At 70.2% G+C, this 25234-nt stretch carries 27 protein-coding genes; 13 read left to right on the top strand and 14 right to left on the bottom strand.

Features of this window, described 5'->3' with window-relative positions; genetic code table 11:
* Positions 1 to 13: 13 nt before the first annotated feature.
* Together ACZ48Y_RS00365 and ACZ48Y_RS00360 are read left to right on the top strand one after the other, a co-directional pair.
* Positions 14 to 400, top strand: a complete 387-nt coding sequence (locus tag ACZ48Y_RS00365; RefSeq protein WP_464741049.1) for a response regulator — start codon at positions 14 to 16, stop codon at positions 398 to 400.
* Complete coding sequence (locus ACZ48Y_RS00360; protein ID WP_464741047.1) at positions 397 to 2589, top strand: transglycosylase domain-containing protein; 2193 nt, start codon at positions 397 to 399, stop codon at positions 2587 to 2589. The genes ACZ48Y_RS00365 and ACZ48Y_RS00360 overlap by 4 nt, the downstream gene beginning before the upstream one ends.
* Here the strand turns inward: ACZ48Y_RS00360 and ACZ48Y_RS00355 are convergent.
* On the bottom strand, positions 2546 to 2992 hold the full coding sequence (locus ACZ48Y_RS00355; RefSeq protein ID WP_464741045.1) for a Fur family transcriptional regulator: 447 nt from the start codon (positions 2990 to 2992) through the stop codon (positions 2546 to 2548). The genes ACZ48Y_RS00360 and ACZ48Y_RS00355 overlap by 44 nt on opposite strands.
* A 71-nt stretch (positions 2993 to 3063) precedes the next feature.
* Between ACZ48Y_RS00355 and ACZ48Y_RS00350 the strand changes: the two genes are divergently transcribed.
* Complete coding sequence (locus tag ACZ48Y_RS00350; RefSeq protein WP_464741043.1) at positions 3064 to 3345, top strand: FtsB family cell division protein; 282 nt, start codon at positions 3064 to 3066, stop codon at positions 3343 to 3345.
* A complete protein-coding gene (locus ACZ48Y_RS00345; RefSeq protein ID WP_464741041.1) occupies positions 3326 to 3601 on the top strand; it encodes a hypothetical protein in 276 nt (91 codons plus the stop codon). The genes ACZ48Y_RS00350 and ACZ48Y_RS00345 overlap by 20 nt, the downstream gene beginning before the upstream one ends.
* A gap of 1 nt (position 3602) precedes the next feature.
* Here the strand turns inward: ACZ48Y_RS00345 and dnaE are convergent, their stop codons facing one another.
* Positions 3603 to 7268, bottom strand: coding sequence for a DNA polymerase III subunit alpha (gene dnaE / locus ACZ48Y_RS00340; protein ID WP_464741039.1), 3666 nt, complete (start codon positions 7266 to 7268; stop codon positions 3603 to 3605).
* A gap of 22 nt (positions 7269 to 7290) precedes the next feature.
* Between dnaE and ACZ48Y_RS00335 the strand changes: the two genes are divergently transcribed.
* From ACZ48Y_RS00335 to ACZ48Y_RS00325, 3 genes are read left to right on the top strand one after another with little or no spacing between them, the layout of a single operon-like run.
* A complete protein-coding gene (locus ACZ48Y_RS00335; RefSeq protein WP_464741037.1) occupies positions 7291 to 7821 on the top strand; it encodes a hypothetical protein in 531 nt (176 codons plus the stop codon).
* A 2-nt stretch (positions 7822 to 7823) separates the two neighbouring features.
* Positions 7824 to 9158 carry an adenylosuccinate lyase gene (gene purB / locus ACZ48Y_RS00330; protein ID WP_464741035.1) on the top strand — a complete coding sequence of 445 codons (1335 nt, stop codon included), beginning with the start codon at positions 7824 to 7826 and terminating at the stop codon, positions 9156 to 9158.
* Positions 9159 to 9187: 29 nt separating this feature from the next.
* Positions 9188 to 9916 (top strand): HAD family hydrolase, encoded by a 729-nt coding sequence (locus ACZ48Y_RS00325; RefSeq protein WP_464741033.1) that lies wholly within the window; start codon positions 9188 to 9190, stop codon positions 9914 to 9916.
* Here the strand turns inward: ACZ48Y_RS00325 and ACZ48Y_RS00320 are convergent.
* Both ACZ48Y_RS00320 and era read right to left on the bottom strand, forming a co-directional pair.
* The gene (locus ACZ48Y_RS00320) at positions 9913 to 10800 is read right to left on the bottom strand and encodes an acyltransferase (protein ID WP_464741031.1); all 888 of its coding nucleotides are present in this window, start codon (positions 10798 to 10800) and stop codon (positions 9913 to 9915) included. The two genes, ACZ48Y_RS00325 and ACZ48Y_RS00320, sit on opposite strands and share 4 nt — an antisense overlap.
* A gap of 38 nt (positions 10801 to 10838) precedes the next feature.
* Positions 10839 to 11738, bottom strand: coding sequence for a GTPase Era (gene era, locus ACZ48Y_RS00315; RefSeq protein ID WP_464741029.1), 900 nt, complete (start codon positions 11736 to 11738; stop codon positions 10839 to 10841).
* 62 nt (positions 11739 to 11800) lie between these two features.
* Here era and dprA point away from each other — a divergent pair, with 62 nt between their 5' ends.
* Complete coding sequence (dprA, locus tag ACZ48Y_RS00310) at positions 11801 to 12814, top strand: DNA-processing protein DprA (protein ID WP_464741027.1); 1014 nt, start codon at positions 11801 to 11803, stop codon at positions 12812 to 12814.
* Between the two features lie 4 nt (positions 12815 to 12818).
* Here dprA and ACZ48Y_RS00305 read toward each other — a convergent pair whose 3' ends face one another.
* Positions 12819 to 12968, bottom strand: coding sequence for a hypothetical protein (locus ACZ48Y_RS00305; RefSeq protein ID WP_464741025.1), 150 nt, complete (start codon positions 12966 to 12968; stop codon positions 12819 to 12821).
* Between the two features lie 57 nt (positions 12969 to 13025).
* Between ACZ48Y_RS00305 and ispH the strand changes: the two genes are divergently transcribed.
* The 4 genes from ispH (at position 13026) to ACZ48Y_RS00285 (ending at position 17313) form a co-directional block, all read left to right on the top strand.
* Positions 13026 to 14042 carry a 4-hydroxy-3-methylbut-2-enyl diphosphate reductase gene (gene ispH, locus ACZ48Y_RS00300; protein WP_464741023.1) on the top strand — a complete coding sequence of 339 codons (1017 nt, stop codon included), beginning with the start codon at positions 13026 to 13028 and terminating at the stop codon, positions 14040 to 14042.
* Positions 14039 to 15010: a tRNA dihydrouridine(20/20a) synthase DusA gene (gene dusA, locus ACZ48Y_RS00295; protein ID WP_464741021.1), complete on the top strand. Its 972-nt coding sequence runs from the start codon at positions 14039 to 14041 to the stop codon at positions 15008 to 15010. The genes ispH and dusA overlap by 4 nt, the downstream gene beginning before the upstream one ends.
* A complete protein-coding gene (locus ACZ48Y_RS00290) occupies positions 15007 to 15573 on the top strand; it encodes a LemA family protein (RefSeq protein WP_464741019.1) in 567 nt (188 codons plus the stop codon). Before dusA ends, ACZ48Y_RS00290 begins: the two co-directional genes overlap by 4 nt.
* 63 nt (positions 15574 to 15636) lie before the next feature.
* Positions 15637 to 17313, top strand: a complete 1677-nt coding sequence (locus ACZ48Y_RS00285) for an AMP-binding protein (protein ID WP_464741017.1) — start codon at positions 15637 to 15639, stop codon at positions 17311 to 17313.
* Here the strand turns inward: ACZ48Y_RS00285 and ACZ48Y_RS00280 are convergent.
* The 3 genes from ACZ48Y_RS00280 to ACZ48Y_RS00270 are packed head-to-tail and all read right to left on the bottom strand — an operon-like array spanning position 17300 to position 19749.
* Positions 17300 to 18232, bottom strand: a complete 933-nt coding sequence (locus tag ACZ48Y_RS00280; protein WP_464742914.1) for an RluA family pseudouridine synthase — start codon at positions 18230 to 18232, stop codon at positions 17300 to 17302. The genes ACZ48Y_RS00285 and ACZ48Y_RS00280 overlap by 14 nt on opposite strands.
* A 15-nt stretch (positions 18233 to 18247) precedes the next feature.
* Positions 18248 to 19072, bottom strand: coding sequence for a 3-methyl-2-oxobutanoate hydroxymethyltransferase (gene panB / locus ACZ48Y_RS00275; protein ID WP_464741015.1), 825 nt, complete (start codon positions 19070 to 19072; stop codon positions 18248 to 18250).
* Complete coding sequence (locus ACZ48Y_RS00270) at positions 19069 to 19749, bottom strand: hypothetical protein (RefSeq protein ID WP_464741013.1); 681 nt, start codon at positions 19747 to 19749, stop codon at positions 19069 to 19071. The genes panB and ACZ48Y_RS00270 overlap by 4 nt, the downstream gene beginning before the upstream one ends.
* 74 nt (positions 19750 to 19823) lie before the next feature.
* On the opposite strand from ACZ48Y_RS00270, the gene ruvB reads away from it, so the two are divergent.
* Entirely contained in the window at positions 19824 to 20798 is a 975-nt protein-coding gene (ruvB, locus tag ACZ48Y_RS00265) for a Holliday junction branch migration DNA helicase RuvB (RefSeq protein WP_464741011.1), read from the top strand.
* Here ruvB and ACZ48Y_RS00260 read toward each other — a convergent pair.
* From ACZ48Y_RS00260 to prfA, 6 genes are read right to left on the bottom strand one after another with little or no spacing between them, the layout of a single operon-like run.
* Positions 20795 to 21409, bottom strand: a complete 615-nt coding sequence (locus tag ACZ48Y_RS00260; RefSeq protein WP_464741009.1) for a TetR/AcrR family transcriptional regulator — start codon at positions 21407 to 21409, stop codon at positions 20795 to 20797. The genes ruvB and ACZ48Y_RS00260 overlap by 4 nt on opposite strands.
* Before the next feature lie 4 nt (positions 21410 to 21413).
* Positions 21414 to 22151 carry a DUF4388 domain-containing protein gene (locus ACZ48Y_RS00255; RefSeq protein WP_464741007.1) on the bottom strand — a complete coding sequence of 246 codons (738 nt, stop codon included), beginning with the start codon at positions 22149 to 22151 and terminating at the stop codon, positions 21414 to 21416.
* Positions 22136 to 23017 carry a homoserine kinase gene (gene thrB / locus ACZ48Y_RS00250; RefSeq protein ID WP_464741005.1) on the bottom strand — a complete coding sequence of 294 codons (882 nt, stop codon included), beginning with the start codon at positions 23015 to 23017 and terminating at the stop codon, positions 22136 to 22138. The genes ACZ48Y_RS00255 and thrB overlap by 16 nt, the downstream gene beginning before the upstream one ends.
* A 1-nt stretch (position 23018) precedes the next feature.
* Positions 23019 to 23657: a tetratricopeptide repeat protein gene (locus ACZ48Y_RS00245; RefSeq protein ID WP_464741003.1), complete on the bottom strand. Its 639-nt coding sequence runs from the start codon at positions 23655 to 23657 to the stop codon at positions 23019 to 23021.
* Positions 23654 to 24124, bottom strand: a complete 471-nt coding sequence (locus tag ACZ48Y_RS00240) for an NUDIX hydrolase (protein WP_464742912.1) — start codon at positions 24122 to 24124, stop codon at positions 23654 to 23656. Before ACZ48Y_RS00240 ends, ACZ48Y_RS00245 begins: the two co-directional genes overlap by 4 nt.
* 5 nt (positions 24125 to 24129) lie before the next feature.
* Entirely contained in the window at positions 24130 to 25194 is a 1065-nt protein-coding gene (gene prfA, locus ACZ48Y_RS00235; protein WP_464742910.1) for a peptide chain release factor 1, read from the bottom strand.
* Positions 25195 to 25234 lie beyond the last annotated feature (40 nt).

The following is a 25234-nucleotide window of genomic DNA, read 5'->3' as shown; positions in this document are numbered from 1 at the left end:
GTAGAGTAGAGGCGTGGAGGCGTTAGTGGTCAGCGCCAAGGGCACCTTTCGCGCCCTGCTGGAGATCTCTTTGGAGTCCGAAGGGATGCGCGCCACCTCGGTGGCCGGCGCCAAGGAAGCGCTGACCTACCTCAAGGAGCACACCCCGGACCTCATCGTCATCGACGAGGAGATCAAGGGCGAGCTCGGGCCGCTGGACCTGGCCTGGCGGATCAAACGCGTCAGGCGGCTGCGCGACGTGCCCGTGGTCTTCCTCACCAGCGCCAAGAACGAGCGTCTGGAGATCGCCGCCCGCATGGCCAAGGTGGACGCGGTCCTCGAGAAGCCGATCACCGGTCGCAGCTTCGCCCGCTTCGCCCGCCGCACCATCGAGCACCATCCGCCCCACCAGCGAGAATGAGCCGACCGCTGCGCATCGCCCTCTACGCCCTCGCCGCCGTGATCACCGGACTGGTCCTCGGCGGCCTCCTGGTGGCCTGGCGCTGGAGCCGCGACCTCCCCAGCATGGTCGCGTTCGAGTCCCTGCGCCTGACCTCGACCACCACCCTGATGGCCCGCGACGGGACCCCGATCGCCACCCTGGCCTCGGTCGAGGAAGGGCGGGCCTTGCGGCGCCGCCTGGTGGCCCTCGACGAGGTCTCCCCGGCGGCGATCGCCGCGGTGGTAGCCAGCGAAGACCGGCGCTTTTTCCAACACCACGGGATCGACTGGGTGCGCTTTTTAGGGGCGCTCTGGCGCACCCTGCAGGGCGACCTGCAAGGGGGCAGCACGATCACCACCCAGGTGATCAAGAACACCCTCCTCAAGGAACTCGCCACCCGGCGCTCGATCGAGCGCAAGTTCAAGGAGTTCCTGCTGGCCATCGAGCTGGAGCGCCGCTACACCAAGGAAGAGATCCTCGGAATGTACCTCAACGTCGCCTTTTGGGGCGGCAACCTGACCGGGATCGCCGCCGCCAGCGAGGCCTACTTCGGCAAGGACCCCAGCGCCCTCTCCCTCGCCGAAGGGGCCTACCTGGCCTCGCTCATCCCCGCCCCCAACGCCCGCTACCGCGACCTCGCGGGCACCCTGCGCCGCAGCCGCCACCTGATCCGCCAGATGCTGGCGGAAGGCTGGATCAGCCGCGAAGAAGCCGCGGCCGCGCTCAAGGCCCCGCTCGTTCCCCGCGGCTGGACGGCCAAGTACGACGACGCGGGGCGCCTCCTCGAGGCCAAGCTCACCGACCCCAAGGCCCAGGTCCTCCCCGACCTGGCCGCGGAGATCGCGCCCCGCTTCGTCCTCGAGGTGCGCAAGGCGTTGATCCGCCGCTTCGGCCGCGAGCGGGTCTTCGGCCAGGGCGGCCTGAAGGTGATCACGACCCTGGACCTGGGGATGCAAAACGCCGCCGAAAACGCTGCCCGCTACGCGCAGAAGGCAGGGCTTTTGGCCGATGGCGCGCAGCTCGCCCTGGTGGGGATGGACCCCGAGAGCGGGGAGGTGCTGGCGATGCTGGGGGCGCTCCCCGACACCAAGGGGGAGTACAACCGCGCCACCCAGATCGAGCGCTCCCCGGGGTCGGCGGTCAAACCCTTCGTCTACGCGACCGCGATCGAGGCCGGATGGACCCAGGCCAGCCCGGTCTGGGACCGCGAGGTCGAGTTCAAGGACCCCAGCCAGCCGGACGGCGTGTGGAAGCCCAAGAACTTCTCCGGCACCTTCCTGAACCGCCCGGTCACGGTGCGCTACGCCCTGGACCGCTCGCTCAACATTCCCGCGGTGCTCACCGCCGAGGCGATCGGGGTGCCCCGGCTCGCGGCGAAGCTAACGGCGCTGGGCTTCAAGCTCCCTCCCCACCCCAGCCTGGCGATCGCGATCGGCGCGGTGGGGGCCAACCCCTTGCAAATGGCGAGCGCCTACGCGGCCTTCCTCGAGGGCGGCAAGGTGCCCAACCCCGAGCTCCTGCGGCGCGTCGAGGACCAAAACGGCCACCTGCTCTACGCAGCGCATCCGGTGCGGAAGCAGGTCTTCGACGAAAAGACCGCCTATATCGGCTGGGACCTGCTCAAGGGCTACGTCTACGACCCCGATCCCTTCGGCAAGAAGAGCCTGGCCTGGCGGGCGCGCATCCCCGGGCGGGTGGTCGGGGGCAAGACCGGCACCTCGAACGAGGCCCGGGACCTCTGGTTCGTCGGGGGCACGCCGGGCCTGGTCGCCGCGGTCTGGATGGGCCGGGACGACAACGAGCCCCTGCGCTGGAACGGCAAGGAGCCCTCCTCCTCGGTCCTGGTTCCACCGATCTGGCGGCGCTTCGTCGAGGAGGCGATGCGTGGCCGACCAGCAGCGGAGCCCGAGCCACCCCCGGGGCTGACCAGGGTAAAGATAGACCTGTTGGACGGGGTCCCCAGGCCGGGTGGCGTGGCCGCCTACTTCCGCACCGGACGCGAACCGGTGGCGGTGCTGCCCAGCGGCCGCTACGCCTGGGTACCCTTGGACCCCGAGCGGGGCTGCGTCCTGGACCCGCGGACGCCGCTGATCGACGCCCGCTGGGTGCCCCTGGATCAGGCGGCTAGGCTTCCCCTTTGCAGCGCGGGCACAGGCCCCAGTAGGTGATCTGCGCGTCCTCCAACCGCCACTGGGTGGCGGCCTCGAGCGCCTCCTTCTCGGCCAGGGGGTCGGGCGCAGCCTCCGCCGGGAGGTCCTCCACCCGGCCACAGCTGCGACAGAAGAGGTGGTGATGCGGCTTGGACCAGCCGTCGTAGCGGGTGACTCCCTTGGGATCCTTGAACTCGCGCACCAACCCCACGTCGCGGAGGACGTGCAGGTTGAGGTAGATCGTGGAGAGCCCGATGTCGAAGCCCTTCTTGCGCAGCCCCCGGTAGAGTTCCTCGGGCGTGGGGTGCACGTTCTTGCGGTCCAAAAAAGCCAGGATGCGCTCGCGCGGCTGGGTGTGGCGCAGGCCCCTTTGCTTCAAGCGCTCCCGGTAGACGTCACGCTTTTCCCTAATGCGTGGCACGGAATACACCTCCAATCCATTCCAGCATAGCGCACGAAGCAACGAGGCAGATGAGGGCTATAGTAAGGAACATGCGCGGCACCCGACCCGGTCACCGCCTGATGCGCCTCTTCTTCGCCCTGGGCGTTCTCCAGGCGGTGGGGCTGATCGGCCTCGAAGCCTGGCGCTGGTGGATGCTGGAGCGCTCGATTCAAGCGCTGGAGGCGAAAAACGCCGCCCTCTGGGCCGAGGTCCGGGAGCTGCGCGCGGAGCTGGCCCACGCCGACGACCCCGAGTACCTCGAAGGCCTGGTGCGCAGCCGGCTCGGCTGGGTGCGAAAGGACGAGATCCTCTATGCTCGAACACCTCATTGACGCCCTGCTCGAAGACGAGTCCCTCACCGAGGGTCTGAGCGACGCAGACGCCCAGGAGCTCGTCAGCTGGCTGATCGGCCTGCTCGAGGAGGAGTACGACGACCGCGGCGCGGCCTTCGTGCGGGCGCTGGGCAAGCGCATCGCCCGGCTCGCCCGCCAGCACCGGATCCCGGTCGAGGCCCTGATCGAGCTGGTCGAACTGGCCTGGGAGGACGGCCTCTTTCCGGAGCACGAGGACCGGCCGCTGAACGCCTAGGTCAAAACGGCACCGCGGCCTCCCCGCCGGTCTCGCGACGGGCGAGGAGCGCCTCGCGGTTGGGCAGGAAGCGGGCCTCGACCCCCTGTTCCCTGAGGGCCGAAAGCGCCGACGCCGCCACCCGCACCTCGGCGGCCTCGAAGAGCGCCCAGCCCCCCGGACCTTTGAGGCGGATCTCCAGCGGATGGGGGCCGGGGTGCAGATCGAGCAGGCTGCGCAGGTCGATCATGCGCGCCTCGGTCAGCGCCTCCAGGGAGAGCTCCAGCCGCAAGACCTGGGGCAGGCCCTCGAGCTCGTCGGCGTGGATCAGGTCCTCGGCGATCACCCGGAAGCTCTCTCCCTCGGCCTCGGGCTCAACGCTGGCGACGACCGCCACCGGCTCGTCCTCCTTGAGGCGCGGGGAGATGCGCTCGTAGGCCCGGCCGAAGGCCACCACCTCGACCGCCCCGCTCTCGTCCGCGAGGCGGAACTTGGCCATCATCCCCCCGGACTTGGTGGGCTTGCGGCTGACGTCCTCGACCATCCCCGAGAGCACCAGCCGCAGCCGGCGTCCACCTTTGGCCTCCCTGGCGTAGTACGCGGCGAGGCCGGCGATCGGGGTGGAGGCGGCCTCGCTGAGCCCCGGGTAGTGCTTGAGGGGATGGCCGGTGACGTAGATCCCGAGGGCCTCCTTTTCCATCTTCAGCCGCTCCACCTCGGGAAGCGGCGGGACCTCGGGCAGAGGGGGTTCGAGCGCGTCGTCGAACAGGCCCGAAACGCCCATCTGACCCCGGGTCTGCTCCGCCGCGGCCCACTTGAGCAGGTCCTCGAGCCCGGCCAGCATCGCCCCCCGCTCGCCGAAGGCGTCGAAGGCCCCGGCGCGGATCAGGGACTCGACCGCGCGCTTGTTGACCTGCTGCAGGTCGACCCGCTTGAGGAAGTCGGCGAAGCTCTTGAACGGCCCGCCGCGCTCGCGCTCCTTCAAGATCGCCTCCACCGCCCCCTCCCCGACGTTCTTCACCGCCGAGAGGCCAAAGAGGATCTCCCGTCCCTCGACGCGGAAGTCGAAACCCGAGCGGTTGATCTCCGGGGGGCGCACGGGGATGCCCATCACCCGGGCGTCGCGGATGTACTCGGCGACCTTGTCCGAGTTCTTGCGCTCGACCGTGAGCAGCGCGGCCATGAACGCCACCGGGTAGTGGGCCTTGACGTAGGCGGTCTGGTAGGCGATCAAGGCGTAGGCCGCAGCGTGGGACTTGTTGAAGCCGTAGTTGGCGAAGGCCTCGAGCATGTCGAAGAGACGCCCGGCCTCCTCCTCGGGCACCCCCCGCTCCGCCGCGCCGCGCAAGAAGCGCTCGCGGTGGGCCTTCATCTCCTCGACCTTCTTCTTGCCCATGGCCCGGCGCAGGAGGTCCGCCTCACCCAGGCTGTACCCCGCGACCCGGGAAGCGATCTGCATGATCTGCTCCTGATACACGGGGATGCCGTAGGTCTCCTCGAGGATCGGCCGCAGGTACTTCTCGGCGTGGGGGAACTCGCGGTAGCTGACCGGCTCCTTGCCGTGCTTGCGGCGCAGGTAGGTGGGGATGTTGTCCATCGGCCCCGGCCGGTAGAGGGCGAGGATCGCGATCAGGTCGTGGATGCGCTCCGGCTTGAAGGCCTTGACGGTGGCGGTCATCCCCGAGCCCTCGAGCTGGAAGACGCCCTTGGTCTCCCCCCGGGTGAGCATCTCGAAGGTCGCCCGGTCATCGAGGGGGAGCCGGTCGTAGTCCAGCACGTCGCCCTCCGACTCCCGCACGATGCGCGCCGCCTCCTCCAAGAAGGAGAGCGTCCTCAGGCCCAAGAAGTCCATCTTCAAGAGCCCCAGGGCCTCGACCGCGTTCATGTCGTACTGGGTGATGATCTTCTCCCCGCCCCCGGTCTCGCGCATCAGCGGGACCAGTTCGGTCAGGGGCTCCTCGCCGATCACCACCCCGGCGGCGTGCACCGAGGCGTGGCGGTTCAGGCCTTCGAGGCGCATCGCGATCTCCAGGACCCGGCGCACCTCGGGGTCGTTCTGCATCATCGCCCGCAGCTCGGGGACGGTCTCGATCGCCTCCTTCAAGGGGATTGGGCGGCCGAACTTGGTGGGGACCAGCTTGGCGATCTCCTCCGCCCGCTTGTGGGGGATCCCGAAGACCCGGGCCACGTCCTTGATCGCCGCCTTCGAGGCCATCGTCCCGAAGGTCGCGATCTGGGCCACGCGGTCCGCGCCGTAGCGCTCGCGCACGTACTCGATCACCTCGTCGCGGCGGACGTCGGAGAAGTCGGTGTCGATGTCCGGCATCGAGACCCGGGCGGGGTTCAAAAAGCGCTCGAAGAGCAGGTTGAAGGCCAGGGGGTCGATGTTGGTGATGCGGGTCGCGTAGGCCACCAGGCTGCCCGCGGCGCTCCCCCGCCCCGGCCCCACGCTAATGCCCTTGGACTTGGCCCAGTTGATGTAGTCCTGGACGATCAGGAAGTAGCCGGGAAAGCCCATCTCCTCGATGACCCGGAGCTCATACAGGGCCCGGGCCAGGATCGCCGCCTTGGGATCCGCCTCGGCCCGCGCGGCGAGCCGCCGCTCAAGGTCCTCCAGCGCCTCCTTGCTCAAGGTGGCAAGCGCCTCGGCCAGGACCCGGCGGTCGCCGTGGGGCACCGCCCGGCCCGCCTCGCGAAGAAGGGCCCGGAAGTCGTCCTCGGTCAGCTGCCCCGGATAACGGTCCAAGAGGCCCAGGAAGGTGAGCTCGCGCAGGTGCTCGATGTCCGACTTCCCCCCGGGGACCGGGTACCTGGGAATGCGGTAGCGCTTCTTGTCGTCGATCGGGAGCTCGACGTTGGCCTGCTCGGCGATGAAGACGGTGTTGTCGAAGACCTCGTCGCCCCACACCTCGGGGGGCAGGGCCTTGCGCATCTCCTCCGGGCTCTTGACGTAGAACTCGTCGCAGGGGAACTTCCAGCGTCCCGGGTCGTCCCAGGTGGACTTGGACTGGATCGCGAGCAGGACCTCGTGGGCCTCGGCGTCCCGCTTCTCGACGTAGTGGCCGTCGTTGGTGGCCACCATCCCGATCCCGTACTTCTTGGCGAAGGCCTTGAGCACCTCGTTGTTCTTCTTTTGTTCCTCCAGGCCGTGGTTTTGGATCTCGATGTAGAAGTCGTCCTTGAAGATCGAGAGGTACTCGTTGAGCCGGGCCTCGGCGAGGTCCTCGCGGTCGGCGAGGAGGAACTGGTTGATCTCCGAGCCCAGGCAGCCGGAGAGGACGATCAGCCCCTCGGCGTGTTCGCGGAGCAGCTCGCGGTCGATGCGCGGCTTTTCGTAAAAGCCCTCGAGGTAAGCGCGGCTGGCCAGCTTGACCAGGTTCTGGTAGCCCTTGAAGTTCTTGGCCAGCAGGGTGATGTGATAGTAACCGCCGTCCAGCCCCTGGCGGCGCTTGCGGTCGAACCGGCTCTCGGCGGCGACGTAGGCCTCGTAGCCCAAGATCGGCTTGACCCCCACCCGGTGCGCCAGGCGGTAGAAGTCCACGGCCCCGAAGAGGTTGCCGTGGTCGGTGATCGCCAGCGCGGGGTACTCGGGGCTGACCCGCTTGACCCACTCGAGCAGGTCCTTGAGCTTGGCCGCCCCGTCCAGGAGGGAAAACTGGGTGTGCTGGTGGAGGTGCGCGAACTTCACCCTTTTAGCATAGGCTATGGCCGTGAAGCCCGGCGTGCTCCTTTTCGCCCTGGGGTTGGCGCTGGCCGCCGCCCCCCCGAACCCGGCGCACCGCCTCGCCGGGCGGCCGCGCCCTTGGACCCAAGCCGCCCGCGCGCTGGTCAGCGCGCCCAAGGCCCACCACCCGAACCAGATCGCGCGCCTTCCGGCCACGGACCGGCGTCCGGCGCTCCTCCTCTTTGCGTTCGTCCACCTCAAGCTCGAGGACCGCACCTTCGAAAGCGTTGTCCTGGCCCGGGCCGAACAGGATCCCGAGGACTGGCTCCTCGAGCTCACCCCCGGCGCGGATGGCCCGCCGGTCGCCCCCGAAGAGCTCGGCAACGTGCGCCTCCTCGGCTCGGGGGCCGACTACTGGGTCTTTGCCGTCGAGGAGGGCCCGTTCCAGCACGCCCTCCTGGTCTGGTCCACGGCCCGCGGTCACCGGGGAGCTGGAGGCGAGGCCATCCGCCTCTACAGTCCCAAGGCCGCGCGCCGCGAACCGCCTTTGCTCGCTTTCATCCCCAAGGAGCGATGACGATGATCCCCCGCTACCAAACGCCGGAGATGGCCGAGCTCTGGAGCGAGGTCGCGAAGTTCCGCCGCTGGGCCGAGGTCGAGCGGCTGGCCCTGGCTGCCTGGGAAGACTTGGGCCGCGTCCCCAAGGGGACCGCGGCGGCCCTCGCGGAAGGCCTCAAGGCCCGCCCCATCGACGCAGCCTTCATCGCCCAGGTCGCGGCCCGCGAGCGCGTCACCCGCCACGACGTCGCGGCCTTCGTCGACGTGCTCGGGACATGGGTCGAAGACGCCAGGGTGAAGCGCTACCTGCACTTCGGCCTGACCAGCACCGACGTCGTCGACACCGCCCAGAACTGGGCCTTGAAGGTCGCGTTCGACCTGATCCTCGAGGCGCTCGAAGGGGTGCGACGGGCGCTCCGGGAGAAGGCACTGCGCTACCGCGACCTGCCGGCGGTGGGGCGCACCCACGGGGTTCACGCCGAGCCCACCAGCTTCGGCCTCAAGTTCGCCGGGGCCTACGCCGCGTTCTCCCGGGACCGCGAGCGGCTGATCGCCGCCCGGCGCGAGGTGGCGGTGGTCAAGCTCTCGGGGGCGGTGGGCAACTACGCGATGCTCCCCCCCGAGGTCGAGGCCGCGGTCGCCGAGGCCCTGGGCCTTGCGATCGATCCCGTGACCACCCAGGTCACCCCCCGCGACCGGCACGCCGCGGCGCTCGCCGCCCTCGCGGTGCTGGGGGCCGACCTCGAGCGCCTGGCGGTGGAGATGCGCCACCTCGCCCGCACCGAGGTCGGCGAGGTCGAGGAGGGGTTCGCGACCGGGCAAAAGGGGTCCTCGGCCATGCCCCACAAGAAGAACCCGGTGGGGTTTGAGAACCTCACCGGGGTGGCCCGGATGCTCCGCGCGTACGCCGGGACGGCGCTGGAGAACGTCGCCCTGTGGCATGAGCGGGACATCAGCCACAGCTCGGTGGAGCGGGTCGTCCTCCCCGACGCCACGACCCTCGCCCACTACGCGCTGCGCCGGCTTGAGGGCCTGCTCTCCCACCTGGTCGTGCACGAGGACCGGATCCGGGCGAACCTCGAGCGCACCCATGGTCTGGTCTACAGCCAGCGGGTCCTCTCCGCCCTGATCGAATCGGGCCTTCCCCGCGACACCGCCTACCGCCTGGTGCAGCAAGCGGCACAGGCCACCTGGGCGACCGGCCGCCCCTTTCGCGAGACCCTGCGCAAGGCCGGCGCTCCCCTCGACGACGCGGCCCTCGCCGCGCTCTTCGACCCCCGGGCCTACCTCCGCCACGTTCCCCGAATCTACGCCCGGCTTGGGTTAGGCGAGCCCGGGCCGGGGTCCGAGGAGTGATAGGCTGAGCCCATAGGAAAGGAGGGGAGATGCCGGTACGCGCCATCACCTTCGATTTTTGGGGAACCCTCTTCACCGAAGGGCCGCGCTTTCTCTCCGTGGTCCTGCCCAAGCGCTACGAGATCCTCCTCGACGCCAGCAGCGAGGCGGGGGTCCCCGCCGACGAAAAGGCGGTGCGCAACGCCTACCAGGCGGCCTCCCGGGCGTTTCGCGCGGCCTGGCGGGCGGGCGAGCTGATGGGCAACTACGAGCGCGTCGCCTACATGTTCAAGGTCCTCGGGCTGCCCTTCGACGAGGGGTTGGTCGCGCTGACCGCGCGGCGGCTGGAGGACGCCGCGTTGGAAGGGGACCTCGCGCCCCTGCCGGGGACGCTCGAGGCCATCCCCAGCCTCGCCGAGGTCTATCCTCTGGGCATCGTCTCCGACACCGGCCTCACCCCGGGGCGGGTGCTGCGCCAGCTCTTGAAACAGCAGGGCTTTGACCGGCACTTCCAGAGCTTCGCCTTCTCCGACGAGGTCGGCCACCCCAAGCCCGACCCAGCGATCTTCCACACCGCGCTCGGGCCCCTCGGCGTGACCCCGGAGAGCGCGCTCCACGTCGGGGACATCCCCCGCACCGACATCGAGGGCGCCCACCGGGCGGGGTATCCCTACGCGGTCCTCTACACCGGCCACGAGGCCCGTGCGTCCGAGGTTCGCCCCACCGCGGTCATCGACGACCACAAGGCCCTCATCCCGCTCATCCCCCGCCTGGCCTAGTCCTCGGGACGCCGCACCCCGTGCCCCGGGGGCAGGAAATGCGGGAAATCGGGGTTGCCCTTGCGGTCCTCCATGCGCGCGACGGCCTCGTAGGGGTGCGGCCTGCCGGCCGCGCAATAGGGGCAGTCCGGCCGCTCCTTGATCCGCCGCACCTTGGCGGGGATGCCGGCCACGATCGCGTGCGGGGGCACGTCGCGGTTCACCAGGCTGAGCGCCGCGGCCATCGCGTCGTCGCCCATGCGCACCCCGGCGAGCACGGTGGCGTGGTAGGCGATGCGCACCCCCCGCCCCAAGACGGTGTGCTTCAAGGTGACGTCCGCCTGCTCCCGCACGTCGTGGGTGTGGCTGTAGACGTTCGCGTAGTCGGCGATCGAAACCCCGTCCATCAGGGTGATCCCGCCGATGTCGTCGAGCAGGACATGGCGATGGACGACGACGTCGTCGCCGAGTTCGAGGTTGTAGCCGACGGAAAACTCGACGTTCTGGAAGAACTTGGGGTTCTTGCCCACCCGCTTGAAGATGAAGGGGGCCAAAGTGGCGCGCAGGCGCACCCCGGTGTGCACGCTCTGGCCCAGCGGGGTGAGGTCCAGGGCCTTCCAAAGCCAGAGCAACGGCTTGACCCGAGCAAACTTCTCCGGATCGGTGGCCGCGTAGTACTCGGCCTCGAAGGTGATCTGATCGGGGTCCAGGGCCAGGGCCGCGAGCGGGGCGGTCTCGGCCAGCTCGGCGTAGGGCCGGGCGTAGAGCACCTCGGCCAGCACCTCCCGCACCAGCGCGCTGCGGTCGGTCGCGGGATCCGCGAGCCGCTCGCTCAGCTCACCGAGAAAACGCGCAAACCGGCGGTCGGCGTCGGGCGTGATGGCGCGGGGTAAAAGCCAGGGCATGGCCACAGTTTGGCGGGGATCGCAGGCCCGCGCAAGCCTCAGCGGTAGCCGAGCTCCCGCAGCGCCTCGGGGTCCTTGCGCCACTTGGGGTAGACCTTGACCTCGAGGTCCAGGAAGACCTTGCGGTTGAGCAGGGTCTCGAGCTGCTTCCTGGCCGCGCGACCGATCTCCTTCAGCTTGCGCCCGCCTTTTCCGATCACGATCGGCTTGTGCGCCTCGCGTTCGACGTAGAGCACGGCGCGGACGTAGAGCGTGCCGTTCTCGCGCTCGGCGACCTCCTCGACCTTGACCGCGATCGCGTAAGGCACCTCCTCGAAGAGGCGCTTCATCGCCTCCTCGCGGATGATCTCGGCGATCCACTCCTCGAGCGGCTGGTCGGAACGGGCGAAGTCCGGGGGGTAGTAGAAGGGCCCTTCGGGCAGGGCGCCGAGGATCTCGGCCTTGAGCTCGGCGACGTCCTTGGGGTCCAAAGCGCTGATCGCGCGCACCTCCTCGATCTCGGGGAGCAGGGCGTGGTAGGCCTCGAGCGCCCGGTCGGGAAACCGCGCCGCGTCCTTCTTGTTGCCGATCAGGTAGATCGGCACCTTCCCCAGGAGCGGCTTCAGGGCCCGCGCGACCATCGCGTCCTCCTCGGTCGGGGGGTGGCGGAGGTCCACCAGCCAGAGGATCTGGTTGACGTCGGAGAGGGCCTCGTAGACCTGGTCGTTGATGTAGTCGCCGAGCGCGTCCTCGGGCTTATGCAGCCCCGGGGTGTCGACGAAGACCGCCTGGCGGTTGCCCTCGGTCAGGATGCCCCGCACCTGTTTGCGGGTGGTCTGCGGCCGGGGGCTGATCGGGGCCACCTTGACCCCGAGAAGGTGGTTCAAGAGGGTGGACTTCCCCACGTTGGGCTTGCCGACGATGGCGACAAACCCCGAGTAGGTCTTCGCTTCACTCACAAAGATGAGTATAGGGCCAAATTCCCTGGCCTACCCCGCGCCGAAGCGAGGAGAATACGGGCATGCCCACGGCACGCGACTGGCTGGCCCTGGCCCTCACCCCCGGGGTGGGTCCGAAGCGCTTTTTGCAGGCCTTCGAGCACGGGCCCGAGGCCTTGCCCGAAGGCCTGCGTCGGGCCTGGCGCGCGACCCGCGCCGGGGGGCAGGCCGAGGCCCTCCTCGAGCGCGCCCGCCGCGAAGGGGTTCGGGTCCTCGGCCCCTGGGACGCGGCCTACCCCGAGGGGCTCTTGCACCTCGCGGACCCTCCGGTCCCCCTCTTCGTCCGCGGCCCCCTGCCCGCCTGGCAGGAGAGCGTCGCCATCGTCGGGACCCGCCGGGCGAGCCCCTGGGCGAAGGGGTTCGCCAAAGCCCTGGGGAAAGCCCTCGCTCGGGCCGGGCTGGCCCTGGTCTCGGGCCTCGCCCTGGGGATCGACGCCGCCGCGCACCGCGGCAGCCTGGCGGCGGGGGGGCGGTCGGTCGCGGTCCTGGGCAGCGCGCTGGATCGCGTCTATCCTCCGGAAAACCGGCCGCTTGCGGAAAAGAGCACGCTGGTCAGCGAGTTCCCCTTCGAAACCGGCCCGCACCCCGCCCACTTCCCCCGGCGCAACCGGATCATCGCCGCCCTGACCCGGGCAGTGGTGGTGGTCGAGGCACCGGAACGCTCGGGGGCGCTGATCACCGCCCGCCACGCGCTCGAGCTCGGACGCGAGGTCCTGGCCGTCCCCGGCCGCCCCACCGACCCCAAGAGCCGCGGGGCGAACCGCCTGATCCAGGACGGCGCCGCCCCGGTGCTCGATCCCGAGGACCTCCTCGAGGCCCTAGGGGCCAGCGCCGAACCCGCGCCGCCAAGACCCATACCCCAGGGGCCGGCCGGCCGCCTCTTCGAGGCCCTGCGGGCGCTCGGCGAGGCCCTTCCCGACGACCTCGCGGCCCAAACCGGGCTGGCCCCCGGTGAGGTCCTGGCCCGCCTTGCGGAGCTCGAGCTCCTGGGGCTCGCCGAGGCCCTCCCCGGGGGCCGCTACCGGGCCCGCACCTGAACGCTTAGCGGGCCAAGGCCTTTTCGACGAAGGTGTTGGTGTAGGTCTTTTCGAGGGCCACCTTGAGGTAGTCGCCGAAACGCTGGGCGACGCTCCTGAGCTCAACGGCCAGGACCTCCGTAGGGGTTGACGGCTTGGCCACGGGTTTCTGCATAATTTTGCGAGATTTTACCCTTCCCCGCCGCGAAGCTCAAGGCCAGCTGGTATGCTCATGGAGATGGTCGAGCGCGTCTACCTGGCGAGACCGCGGGGGTTTTGCGCCGGCGTGGTGATGGCGATCCAGGCCGTTGAGCGCGCCGCCGACGCCTATCGCGAGCAGGGCGACCTCGTCGTCTACCACCAGATCGTGCACAACGAGACCGTGGTGGCCCGTCTGGAGCGGGAAAAGAACGTGCACTTCGTCGAGGACCTGGACGAGATCCCGGCGCTCGAAAAACGGGCCAAGCTCGCCGGGGTGATCGTCTTCTCCGCCCACGGCGTGCCTCCCGAGGTGCGCAAGAAGGCCGCAGAGATGGGCTTCACCGCGATCGACGCCACCTGCCCCCTGGTGACCAAGGTGCACACCGAGGCCCGGCGCTACGCGGACCTCGGCTACACGATCCTCCTGATCGGGGACTCTGCCGACCACCAGGAGGTCAAGGGCACGCTCGGCGAGGCCCCGGAGCACACCATCCTGGTCGCGGTCCACACCCAGGTCGGCAAGGATCCCCGCCTGGCGGATCCGCGCACCGTCGAGGTACCGGACCCGGAGCGGGTGATCGTCCTCACCCAGACCACCCTCTCGGTCGACGACACCGACGCCACGATCGAGATCCTGCGCGAGCGGTTTCCCAAGCTCGTCACCCCCGCCCGCAGCGACCTTTGCTACGCGACCAAGAACCGCCAGGACCAGGTCAAGCGGCTGGCGCCCCTGGTGGACCTCTTCCTGGTGCTCTCCAGCCGCCATTCCTCCAACGGGATGCGGCTCTTCGAGCTGGCCGGCCAGCTCACCCGGGCGGTGCGCATCGACGGCCCCGAAGACCTCCGCCAAGACTGGTTCGCCGACGTCAAGCGGGTGGGGATCACCTCCGCCGCCAGCACTCCGGAGGACCTGGTCCAGGGAACGCTGGCCTGGCTGCGCCGCGCGTTTCCCGGGCTGACGGTCGTCGAGGAGGGCGAGTGGGAGGCGATCGCCTTTCGCGAGCCTCGGCCCGAGCCTCCCGAGGTCACGTTAAGCCGCCTGTCATGACGCACGCCCACCGCTTTTCCGTGGCGCCGATGCTCGAGCGCACCGACCGCCACTTCCGCTACTTCTTCCGCCAGATCTCCCACGAGGCCCTGCTCTACACCGAGATGGTCGTCGACCGGGCGCTTTGCCACGGCGACCCGGGGCGCTTTTTGCAGCACCATCCGGCGGAGGCGCCGCTCGCCTTGCAGATCGCCAGCGCAGACCCCGAAACCGCCGTGGCCGCGGTCAAAAAAGCCCTCCCCTACGGGTTCGACGAGATCAACCTGAATGTTGGCTGCCCCTCGGAAAAAAGCCAGCGGGCGGGCTTCGGCGCAATCCTCATGAGACACCCCGAGCGGGTCGCGGAGATCGTGCGCGCGGTCCATGAGGCGACCGGGGTGCGCCTTTCCGTCAAGCACCGCCTGGGGCTGGACGACGACGGGGACCGCGCGGTCTTCCGCTTCGTCGAGACCCTGGCCCGGGCGGGGGTGACGACCTTCATCGTCCACGCCCGGAAGGCCCTGCTCCACCTCGACACGCGCAGGAACCGTGCCGTCCCCCCGCTCCGCCATGACCTCGTCGCCCGCCTCAAGGCCAGCTTCCCCGAACACCGGATCATCGCCAACGGGGGCATCGCGGATCTGGATACGGCCGAGCGCCTGCTCCAGGCGGTGGACGGGGTGATGGTGGGCCGGGCGGTCTGGGACGACCCCTGGCGCTTCGTCGCGCTCGACGCCCGGCTCTTCGGCCGCCCCCGGCGCCCGACCCGGCGCGCGGTGGTGCGGGCGATGGCCGACTACCTGGAGGCCCGGCTGGCCGAGGGCGTCCCCGGCACCGCGGTCATCCGCCCGCTCTTCAACCTCTACCACGGGGTCCCCGGGGCCCGGGCCTGGCGGCGCGTTCTTAGCGCGGGGCCCGCGACCCCGGAGACCCTGATGCGGGCCCTGCACGCGGCCGAGGCCGCTAGGGCTGCTAGAGTGAGGGCATGAACCCAATCGTTTGGGGCGTATTCCTCCTCATTGCCCTCGCCGCGCTGGTCGCGGTGGCCACCTACAACCGCCTGATCGCGCTCAAGAACCAGATCGACTTCGCCCGGGGCAACATCGAGGCCCTCTTAAAAAAGCGCTTCGACCTGATTCCCAACCTGGTCGCCACGGTCAAGGCCTACGCCAAGCACGAACGCGAGACCCTTGAAGCGGTCACCGCGCTGCGCAGCCGCATCGCCAGCGCCCAGGACGACGCCGAGCGCTTCAAGCTCGAGGACCAGATGTCCGGGCTGTTGGGCCGGCTCCTGGTTCAGCTCGAGGCCTACCCCGACCTCAAGGCCAACGAGAACTTCCTTCAGCTGCAGGGGGCCCTGAACGAGATCGAGGCCGGCCTCGCCGCCGCGCGCCAGGCTTACAACGCCGCGGTGGTGCAGTTCAACAACGCGGTGGAGATGTTTCCCTCGAACCTCGTCGCCCGCTTCATGGGGCTCAAGCCGCGGCCGGTCTTCGCCGCCGCGGCCGCGGAGCGTGCCACCCCGGACGTGGGGCGAATGTTCGACGCCTGACCAGGCTAAATGTCCCCGATCCTCGCCCGGATAATGGGAGCGAACACATCCGGGAGGTGCATCGTGGACTTTTTAGAAGCAAGGGACTTTCTCCTGGCCCATCGTACCGATTACGAGACTGCCTACCAGGGGTTTCGCTGGCCGAGGCCGGAAACCTTCAACTGGGCCCTCGACCACTTCGACCCGCTGGCGGAGCGAAGGCGCGAGGAGACCGCGCTCTTGATCCTGAACCTAGAGGGCGGCGCCGAGCGACGCACCTTCGGGGAGCTCAAGACCGCGTCCAACCGGGTCGCCAACTTCCTCCGGGCCCAGGGCATCGGTCGCGGCGATCGCATCCTGCTGATGCTCGGCAACCGGGTCCCGCTCTGGGAGACGATGCTCGCGGCGATCAAGCTCGGCGCGGTGATCATCCCCGCCACCACCCTCCTGAGCGGCGACGACCTCAAAGACCGGCTGGAACGCGGCCAGGTCAAGGCGGTGATCGCCGAGGCCGGCCTCAGCGAACGCTTTTCGGGGCTGCTCGGGGACCAGCTCAAGGTCAGCGTCGGCGGCGAGGTGCCGGGCTGGATCCCCTTCGACGAGGCCTACCACGCCGGGGCCGACTTCACCCCCGACGGACCGACCAAGGCCGACGACCTGCTGCTGCTCTACTTCACCTCGGGGACGACCTCCCGTCCCAAGCTCGTGGCCCACACCCACGCCAGCTACCCGATCGGCCACCTTTCGACGATGTACTGGCTGGGGGTGACCCCCGGGGACCTGCACCTCAACATCAGCTCCCCCGGCTGGGCCAAGCACGCCTGGAGCAACTTCTTCGCGCCCTGGAACGCCGAGGCCACGGTGGTGGCCCTCAACTACACCCGCTTCGACCCCAAACGGGTGCTCGAGCTGATCGCCCAGCACGGGGTGGAGACGCTGTGCGCGCCGCCCACCGTCTGGCGCATGTTCATCCTCGAGGACCTCAAGGCCTACAAGACCCGGCTCAAGGAGCTGGTCAGCGCCGGCGAACCCTTGAACCCGGAGGTCATCGCCGAGGTCCAGGCCGCCTGGGGCCTCACCATCCGCGACGGCTACGGCCAGACCGAGACCACCGCCCAGATCGCCAACACCCCGGGACAGCCGGTGAAGCCGGGCGCGATGGGCCGCCCCCTGCCCGGCTACCGGATGGTGCTCTTGGACCCCGAGGGCCACGAGGCCGACGAGGGGGAGATCGCGATCAAGCTCGACCCGCGGCCGGTGGGGCTGATGAAGGGCTACCTCGACGACCCCGAGCGCACCGCCAAAGTGATGGCCGGGGGCTATTACCGCACCGGGGACGTCGCCCGCCGGGACGAGGACGGCTACTTCTGGTACATCGGCCGCGCCGACGACGTCTTCAAGAGCTCCGACTACCGGATCAGCCCCTTCGAGCTGGAAAGCGTGCTGATCGAGCACGAGGCGGTGGCCGAGGCCGCGGTGGTGCCCGCCCCGGACCCGGTGCGCCTCTCGGTGCCCAAGGCCTACGTCGTGCTGGCCCCGGGGTTTGCCCCGAGCCGCGAGGTGGCGCTTTCGATCTTCCTCTTCGTGCGCGAGCGGGTTCCCTCCTATAAGCGCATCCGCCGCATCGAGTTCTCCGAGCTGCCGAAGACGATCTCGGGCAAGATCCGCCGCGTCGCGCTGAGGGGCCGGGAGCAGCAAAAGGCGACCCGCGCCGAGCACGAGTACTTCGAGGAGGACTTCCCCGAACTCAGGCGGTCCTGAGCTCCTCGGGCCAGCGCCCGCCGAGCGCCTCCCAGGCCCGGCGCATGTCCGGGGGGACGGGGGCGACGAAGGTCAGAAAGCGCCCGGTCTCGGGGTGCGGCAGGCGCAGCTCGTAGGCGTGGAGCGCGTGCCGGGGCATCTCCGGATGGGGCCGGCCGTAGAGCGCGTCGGAGAGGATCGGGGCCCCGAGGTGCTTGAGGTGCACCCGGATCTGGTGGGTGCGGCCGGTGTGCGGCCGGGCCTCGACCAGGGCGACCTCCGGGCCCTCGAGGTAGTCGAGGAGGCAGAAGTCGGTCTCCGCGTGGCGGGGCTGCACCCCCCCGACGTGCATCTTGTGGCGGTGCACCGGATGGCGCCCGATCGCGGCGATCAGGGTGCGCTCGCCGGCTTCGAGCCCCCGGGGTCGCCCCGCGGTCAGCGCCAGGTAGCGCTTGTAGACGAAGCGGTGCTTGAAGGCCTCGGAGAGCCGCCGCTGGGCGAACTCGGTCTTGCCGACGACGATCGCCCCCGAGGTCTCCCTGTCCAGGCGGTGGACGATCCCCGGCCGCACCAGCTCCGGCCGCTCGGCGCGCACCGGGCCGTGCCCGAAGTAGCCGAGCAGGGCCCCGACCAGCGTGCCCTCGCTCTGGCCCGGGGCGGGGTGGGTGAGCATCCCCGCGGGCTTGTTGACCACGATCAGCTGATCGTCCTCGTAGAGGACCTCGAGGGGCACCGCCTCGGGGGCCACCTCGGGCGGGGGCTCGATCGGGCGCTCGACCCGCACCAGCTCACCGCGCAGGCGGTAGGCGGGCTTTTTCACCACCTTGCCCGCGACCTCGACGTGTCCCCCCTCGATCCAGGCCTGGGCCTTGCTGCGGGAGACCCCGGCGTAGCGGGCCACGGCGACGTCCAGGCGCTCGTCCTCGGCGGTGAACTTCAGGGCCACGAGCCTTGATTATAGCCCTTCGTCGAGGGCCTTGACCACGTCCTCTTTGAGGGAAAAGGCGTGCCTTGGCTCGGGGAAGCGGCCCTGGCGCACGTCCTCCGCGTAGGCCGCAAGGGCCTGGCGAAAGAGCGCGGCCCCCTCGAGGTAGCGCTTGACGAAGCGCGGCTTGAAGTCCTCGAAGAGGCCCAGCAGGTCGTGAAAGACCAGGACCTGGCCATCGGTGGCGGCGCCGGACCCGATCCCGATCGTCGGCACCTCCACCGCCCGGGTGATCCGCTCGGCCAGGGGGGCCGGGACCATCTCCAGCACCAGGGCGAAGACCCCCGCCTCGGCCAGGGCGCGGGCGTCGGCGAGGAGGCGGCGCGCGCTCGCCAGGTCGCGGCCCTGCACCTTGTAGCCGCCGAGGCTGCTCGCGGTCTGCGGGGTGAGGCCGAGGTGCCCCATCACCGGCACCCCGGCGGCGACCAGGCGGCGCACGATCTCGACCTTGGGGCCCTCGAGCTTGACCGCGTCCACCCGGGCCTCCTTCAAGAGGCGCTCGGAGGCCTGGACCGCGCGCTCGTAGGTGGCGTCGGCGAGGTAGGGCAGGTCGGCGACGAGGAAGGTGTCCGGCGCCCCCCGGCGCGCCGCCTTGGCGTGGTGCAGGATCTCCTCCAGGGTGACCGGCCGGGTCTCCCCGTAGCCGAGGACCACCGTCCCCAGCGAGTCCCCGACCAGGATCGCGTCCACCCCAGCCTCCTCGGCGAGCTTGGCGCTGGGGTGGTCGTAGGCGGTGACCATGACCAAACGGCCGCCCTTTTGCGCCTTGAACTCCTTGACCGTCAAGCGGCTCATGCCCCCATCCTAAGCCAGTCGGCGAAGGCCAGGACCTCGCGGTGACGGCCGGAGAAGACCGGCGTTTGGACCCCCACCCGGACCAGGGCCTCGCGAAGGAAGCGGTCGGTTCCCAGCGCATCCACATAGGGGACGACGGTCGCGGCCATGATCAGGTCCACCAGGTCCGCAAGGCGCGGCTTGCGCTGAGATTCGAGGGAGGCAAAGGCGACGAGGCGGGCCAGGAGCCGGACGAAGGGCAGCCCCTCGGGAACCCTCAGGCGCGCGGTGATCTCCGCCGCGGCCTGGGCGGTCCGGGCGAGGAAGCCGCCCTCGAGCTCGAGGTCCAAGAGGTCCCAGAGCGGGTCGAGGTCGGCCGGGCGCGCCCAGCTCCCCTCGCGGGTCAGGAGGTCCTCCCGAAAGCACCCGCCCCGCGCCGCCTGCCGCCGGACCACGTCCTGCCAGGGCCGCACCCAGAACCCCCCGGCGACCTCGGCAAAGAGCCGCCGGAACTCGGGGAGCAGGTAGCCGCCGTGGAGCTCGAGCACGTGAAACGGCGAGGGCGGCGCGATCACCTCCCTGCGCGCTGCGCGGCGGGAAAGCGCCTCCCAAACGGCCCCGAAGGCTTCGTTGTGGGGCAAACCGAGGCGAAACTTGGCGATGCGCGAGGCGTAGTTTTGGTCGAGGTATAGGAGCATTCGGGCCGCGTCTTCGGAAGTATATCCTGGCCGAGAACGCAAACCAGGCCGGCCGGGCTGGCTATGATGAAAGCGTGTCAGACGAACGCCTCCTGAGGCCGCGGCGCCTCGACGAGTACGTGGGGCAGACCCGGCTCAAGGCGAAGCTCCGCGTCTACCTCGAGGCCGCCAAGGAGCGGGGCGAGCCGCTCGATCACCTCCTGCTCTCGGGGCCGCCGGGCCTCGGCAAGACCACCCTGGCCCACGTCATCGCCTACGAGCTCGGGGTGCAGATCCGGGTCACCTCGGGACCGGCGATCGAGAAACCCGGGGACCTGGCGGCGATCCTGACCAACAGCCTGGACGAGGGGGACATCCTCTTCATCGACGAGATCCACCGCCTCTCGCGGACCGCCGAGGAGCACCTCTACCCGGCGATGGAGGACTACAAGATCGACCTCATCCTGGGCCAGGGTCCGGCGGCGCGGACGCTGCGGCTGGACCTGCCCCGGTTCACCCTGATCGGCGCCACCACCCGCCCCGGCCTGCTCTCCGGCCCCTTGCGCAGCCGGTTCGGCATCACCGAGCACCTGGAGTTCTACACCCCCGAGGAGCTCGCCGAGGGCGTGGCCCGGGACGCGGCGCAGATGGGGATGGCGATCAGCCCCGAGGCCGCGCTGGAGATCGGCCGCCGCAGCCGGGGGACGATGCGCATCGCCAAACGCCTCTTCCGGCGGGTTCGCGACTTCGCCCAGGTCGCCGGGGAGACCGAGATCAGCCTGGCCCGTGCGACCGAGGCGCTGAACGCGCTGGGCCTGGACAGCCTGGGCCTGGACGCCAAGGACCGGCGCTACCTGGAGACCCTCCTGGTCAAGTTCGGCGGCGGCCCCACCGGGCTGGAGACGCTGGCCACCGCGCTCTCCGACGACGCCCAGACCCTGGAGGAGGTCGTCGAGCCCTACCTGATCCAGCTCGGCCTGATCAAGCGCACCCCCCGCGGCCGCCTGGCCACCCCGAGGGCCTGGGAGCACCTCGGCCTCCCCGCCCCGGAAGGCCTCTTCGAGCGCTAGCGGGCGAGGATGCCCTCGAGCGTGACCTTCAAGAACTTCTCGGTCTCCTCGGAGAGCCGCTCCACGGCGCCGTAGGCCGCCCAGCGCAGCGCCGCCAGCAGGAAGGCGTCGGCCACCGAGGCCGAAAGCCGCTCCAGGCTCATGTCCGGCCGCAGCCGCCCGGCCTCGGCGAGGGGCTTGAGGAAGGTCTTGACCTTCTCCGCCAGGGGAAGCTTGCGGTAGGCGAACTCCGCCCGGGCGGTCTCGGGGTTGACCAGCTCGTGGGCGAGCGGGGCCAAGAGATCGCGGCCGAGCTCGGCCTCGCTCAGCTCGGAGAGGCGGCGCCAGAAATCAAAGAGGGCGCTCACGGGGTCGCGCCCCGCGCGTACCGCCTCCAAGGCCTCGCGGTAGGCCGTCTCCATCAGCTCCGCGCCGAGTTCGAGCAGCACCGCCTCCTTGTAGGGGAAGTAGTTGAAGAAGGTCCCCCTGGAGACCTGGCTGGCCGCGGCGATGTCGTCGACCGTGGTCTCGTAGAACCCCTTTTCCCGGAAGCGCTCGAGGGCAGCGCGGTAGATGCGCTCGCGCCGGCGCCGCTTTTGACGTTCGCGGAGGCCTTCCTGGGGGATGCTCATGGGGTTATTTTAACTCGGTTGAAGATTTTTCCCAGGTCAGGTCCCTGAGGAAGGTGCCGCGAACGCGCACCTTTAGCGCTCCCGCCAAGAGCTCGTGCACCAAGAAGGCCCGCGCCCGCGCCTCGGGAAGCCCTTCGGCGATCAGCTCGCCGAAGGACTTCTCGCCGGAGAGGCGCTCGACGACGTCGGCGTAGGGGTGGGGGATGTGGGGCTGACCGTAGAGCGCGTGGCGCATGCGCATCGAATGCCAGTTGTACCGCGGGGTCAGGCGCAGCGCCCCGCTTAAAAGCCCCTTTCGCGCCCGCTCCATCGCCTCCTTGATGGGCACCTGCCAGTGGCGCCGGGCACTGCGCACCGAGAGCCCCTGCCCGAAGAAGGCATAGGGCCCGCTGGCCCGCGTCGCCGCCAGCACCCGCGAGGGGGCGTCGATCACCTCGCGCAGCCGCCGCCACTCGTCGGAAAGCCGCGCCCACTCGGTGATGAAGGTGGCGTAGGGCAGCATCGCCGGACCGGGAACGGGGGCGGCGCGGAAGCGAAAGCGACCCTCGCGCTGGTTGAGGTCGAAGGTGGAGATCGCCTCGAAGCCTCGCCAGTCGAGGATCCCCCCACCGGTGGGCTCGCCGGCGTGGAAGTAGAGGACCAGCGGCACCTCGGCCTCGACGCGCAGCTCACCGGTCATCCGCCCGCCGTGGATCAACTCCAGGGCTTCTCCCAGGGAGAAGGTGGCTAGATCACCTTCCACCGGTACCCCTCCGCGGGTTTCAAAACGTAGACCGTGCCGTTTTGGGCGTAGGCCTCGAACGCCTGCCCCACCCGCGCCGCCCGGCGTGCCTCGACCAAGGCGGCGACCGCCGGCCCGGCCCCGGCGACGAACGCCGCCAGCGCCCCGGCGTCGTAGGCGGCCCGGATCGCTTCTTCTGCCCCGGGCATCAGCGAAAGCCGGTAGGGCTGGTGCAACCGGTCCTCGGCGGCGGTACGCAAGAGTTCGAGGCGCCCGCTGGCCAGCGCGGCGGGCCAGAGCGCCGCCCGGGTGAGGTTGAAGACCGCGTCCTCGAAGGGGATCACTTTGGGAAGCGCAGCCCGCGCCCGGTCGGTGGCCAGGGCCACGCCAGGGGCGGCGACGACGAAGAAGAGCCCCTCGGGAAAGGCCAGCTGCGCGGCCTGCCAGGGAGGGCCGGTGCCCACCACCAGGCCACCGTAGACCGCGGCCCCGACGTTGTCCGGGTGGCCCTCGAGCTCGGCGGCCACCGCAAAGACCCCCTCGCGACCGAGCGTCCCACCGAGCGCGAGGTCGGCGAGCGCCGCCCCGGCCACCCGGGCCGCCGCCGAGGAGCCGAGGCCCCGGGCCAGGGGGATGGGGTTTTGCACCTGCACCGCGAGCGGAGGCGGCTCGGCCCCGGCCCGCTTAAACGCCGCGCGCCAGGCCTGGTGGACGAGGTTGTCTGGCCCCGGCGCGACCGCCCCCTCCCCGTGATAGCGAAAGGCGTCGGCCTCGGCGGGCCCGCCCTCGACTTCCAAAAAGAGGCTCAGGGCGACGCCGAGCCCGTCGAAGCCGCTGCCCAGATTGGCCACGCTGGCGGGGACGAGGACGCGCCACACGCGGCCCATGCTACCCTCCCCGGCCCTGAAGAAGGAAGTAGGCCAGGGCGGCGAGCAAGAGCCAGAACCAAGTGCGGGCGTAGACCGGTGGGGTACCCGCCGGGCGCCCCTCGCGCTTGGGGTAGAGCCTGAGGCGCTGGGCACGCTTCAGGTGGCGCACCATGGCGTCGATCTGACCGGTCTTCTTGTAGTAGGCGGCGAGGTTCTGGTGCAGGTCAGGGAAGTCCGGGGCGAGCTCCAGGGCCCGATCGTAGGCTGCCTTGGCCGCCTCGAGCTCGCCCTTTTCGAGGTGCACGTTGCCCAGGTTCATCCAGGCCCGGGGGTGCCCTTCATCCAGCGCGAGCGCCCGGCGAAACGCGGCCTCGGCGGCCTCGAGCGCCCCCTCGCGGGCGGCCTCGGCGCCCTTTTGCACCCAGGCCTCGGCGGCCAAGAAGGCCGGCTCGGCCTCGAGGAGATCGGCATGCTCCCCGGCGGCGAGGGCCTCGGCGCCCCGCCGCAGTTCGGGCTCGAGCGCCGGCAACAGACGCTTGAGCGCGTCCTCGTCCCGGGTATAGAGCGCCGTTCGGAGGTCCAGGAGCCGTCGCAGCCGCGCGGCCTCCTCGGGGTCGTTGAGGAGGGCCCGGGCGTAGGCCGCCTCGAGCGCCTTCACACCCGCACCCCCGGGACGTTCCAGGCGGAGTAGGCGTGGTAGTGCCCGGGCTCGCCGGTCTCGAGGTAGTAGAGCAGGGGCTCGAGCATCGGCAGGTGGGTCTTGAGGCGCTCCTCGACCTCACGGGGCTCGAAGAACCGGGCCTCGACGATGTGCCCGTCGGGATCCCGGGGGTTGAGCAGCCCCTCCCACTCCACCCGGAAGGCGAAGGCCACGGTGCGCTCGCGCCGTCGCCGGTCCTCGACCTGCATCGCGTAGGCCAGGTGGACCACCCGCCGCACCTCCAGCCCGGTCTCCTCCCGCACCTCGCGGACCACGGCCTCGAGCGCGGTCTCCCCGGGCTCGACCATTCCCCCGGGAAGTGTGTAGCGCACCCGCCCCCGGCGTCCCCAGTCGTTGGCCACCAAGAGCACCCGCCCCTGGCGGTCCATCAGCACCCCGGCGGCCACCAACAGTTCCCGGCGCAGCACCTTCATTCCCGACTCATCGCCGCGAGCATGCGCTCTTGCTCCGCGGCCTTCAACGCCTCGTGCAGCTCGTCCAGCTCCCCCTCCAGGACCGCTTCGAGGTTCTTGGTCGTGTAGTGGATGCGGTGATCGGTGACCCGGGACTGGGGAAAGTTGTAGGTACGGATCTTCTCCGAACGCTCCCCGGTGCCGATCTGGGAAAGCCGCGCCTGGCGGAGCTTCTCTTCCTCCTCGGCGCGCTTCATCTCCAAGAGGCGGCTGCGCAGGATGGTGAGCGCGCGCTCGCGGTTCTTGATCTGGCTGCGCGAGTCCTGGCAGGTGACGATGATCCCGGTGGGGAGGTGCACCACCCGCACCGCGCTGTCGGTGGTGTTCACCCCCTGCCCGCCGGGGCCGGAGGCGCGCATCACGTCGATGCGGATCTCGTCCATGTTGAGCTCGAGGTCGCTGGCCTCGGCCTCGGGAAGGACCGCCACGGTCGCGGTCGAGGTGTGGATCCGGCCCTGGGTCTCGGTCGCCGGCACCCGCTGCACCCGGTGCACCCCGGATTCGTACTTGAAGACCCCGTAGGCCCCCGGACCCTCCACCCGAAAGACGATCTTGGAGAACCCCCCGAGGTCGGTGGGGCTGGCGTCCATGACCTCGACCTTGTAGCCGAGCCGCTCCGCGTAGCGCTGGTACATGGCAAAGAGGTCGGCGGCAAAGAGCGCGGCCTCCTCACCGCCGGTGCCGGCGCGGATCTCGACGATCGCGTTCTTCTCGTCGGCGGGGTCCTTGGGCAGGAGGAGGCGGCGCAGGCGCTCGGTCAGCTGCTGCTTCTCGGCCTCGAGCTGGGCCAGCTCCTCCCGGGCCATCTCTGCCAGCTCGGGGTCCTCGAGCAGCTCCTTGGCCTCACGGATGCCCTGCTCCACGTCCTTGTAGCGGCGGTAGGCCTCGACCACCTCGGAGAGCTCGGCGTAGCGCCTCGAGGCGCGGCGGAACGCCTCGGGGTTGGCCAGCACCTCGGGCTTGGCCAGCTCGGCCTCGAGCCGCTGGTGCTCGGCTTCCAATCGTTGGAGTTTGTCTTCGATGACCATCCTTGCCCCCATGGTAGCACTTGCCCCCGAGGGG

Source organism: Rhabdothermus arcticus, from assembly GCF_055382915.1.
Note: the sequence above shows the minus strand (reverse complement) of the source record. Positions and strands in the feature narration are given on the sequence as shown.

Coding starts and splice junctions, on each gene's coding strand:
- thrB (WP_464741005.1), bottom strand. CDS start 23,017: ATGGGCCGCGTGTGGCGCGTCCTCGTCCCCGCCAGCGTGGCCAATCTG.
- ACZ48Y_RS00325 (WP_464741033.1), top strand. CDS start 9,188: ATGCCGGTACGCGCCATCACCTTCGATTTTTGGGGAACCCTCTTCACC.
- ACZ48Y_RS00270 (WP_464741013.1), bottom strand. CDS start 19,749: ATGCTCCTATACCTCGACCAAAACTACGCCTCGCGCATCGCCAAGTTT.
- dusA (WP_464741021.1), top strand. CDS start 14,039: ATGACGCACGCCCACCGCTTTTCCGTGGCGCCGATGCTCGAGCGCACC.
- ACZ48Y_RS00350 (WP_464741043.1), top strand. CDS start 3,064: ATGCGCGGCACCCGACCCGGTCACCGCCTGATGCGCCTCTTCTTCGCC.
- ispH (WP_464741023.1), top strand. CDS start 13,026: ATGGAGATGGTCGAGCGCGTCTACCTGGCGAGACCGCGGGGGTTTTGC.
- ACZ48Y_RS00320 (WP_464741031.1), bottom strand. CDS start 10,800: ATGCCCTGGCTTTTACCCCGCGCCATCACGCCCGACGCCGACCGCCGG.
- purB (WP_464741035.1), top strand. CDS start 7,824: ATGATCCCCCGCTACCAAACGCCGGAGATGGCCGAGCTCTGGAGCGAG.
- ACZ48Y_RS00345 (WP_464741041.1), top strand. CDS start 3,326: ATGCTCGAACACCTCATTGACGCCCTGCTCGAAGACGAGTCCCTCACC.
- ACZ48Y_RS00360 (WP_464741047.1), top strand. CDS start 397: ATGAGCCGACCGCTGCGCATCGCCCTCTACGCCCTCGCCGCCGTGATC.
- ACZ48Y_RS00290 (WP_464741019.1), top strand. CDS start 15,007: ATGAACCCAATCGTTTGGGGCGTATTCCTCCTCATTGCCCTCGCCGCG.
- panB (WP_464741015.1), bottom strand. CDS start 19,072: ATGAGCCGCTTGACGGTCAAGGAGTTCAAGGCGCAAAAGGGCGGCCGT.
- dprA (WP_464741027.1), top strand. CDS start 11,801: ATGCCCACGGCACGCGACTGGCTGGCCCTGGCCCTCACCCCCGGGGTG.
- ACZ48Y_RS00305 (WP_464741025.1), bottom strand. CDS start 12,968: ATGCAGAAACCCGTGGCCAAGCCGTCAACCCCTACGGAGGTCCTGGCC.
- ACZ48Y_RS00260 (WP_464741009.1), bottom strand. CDS start 21,409: ATGAGCATCCCCCAGGAAGGCCTCCGCGAACGTCAAAAGCGGCGCCGG.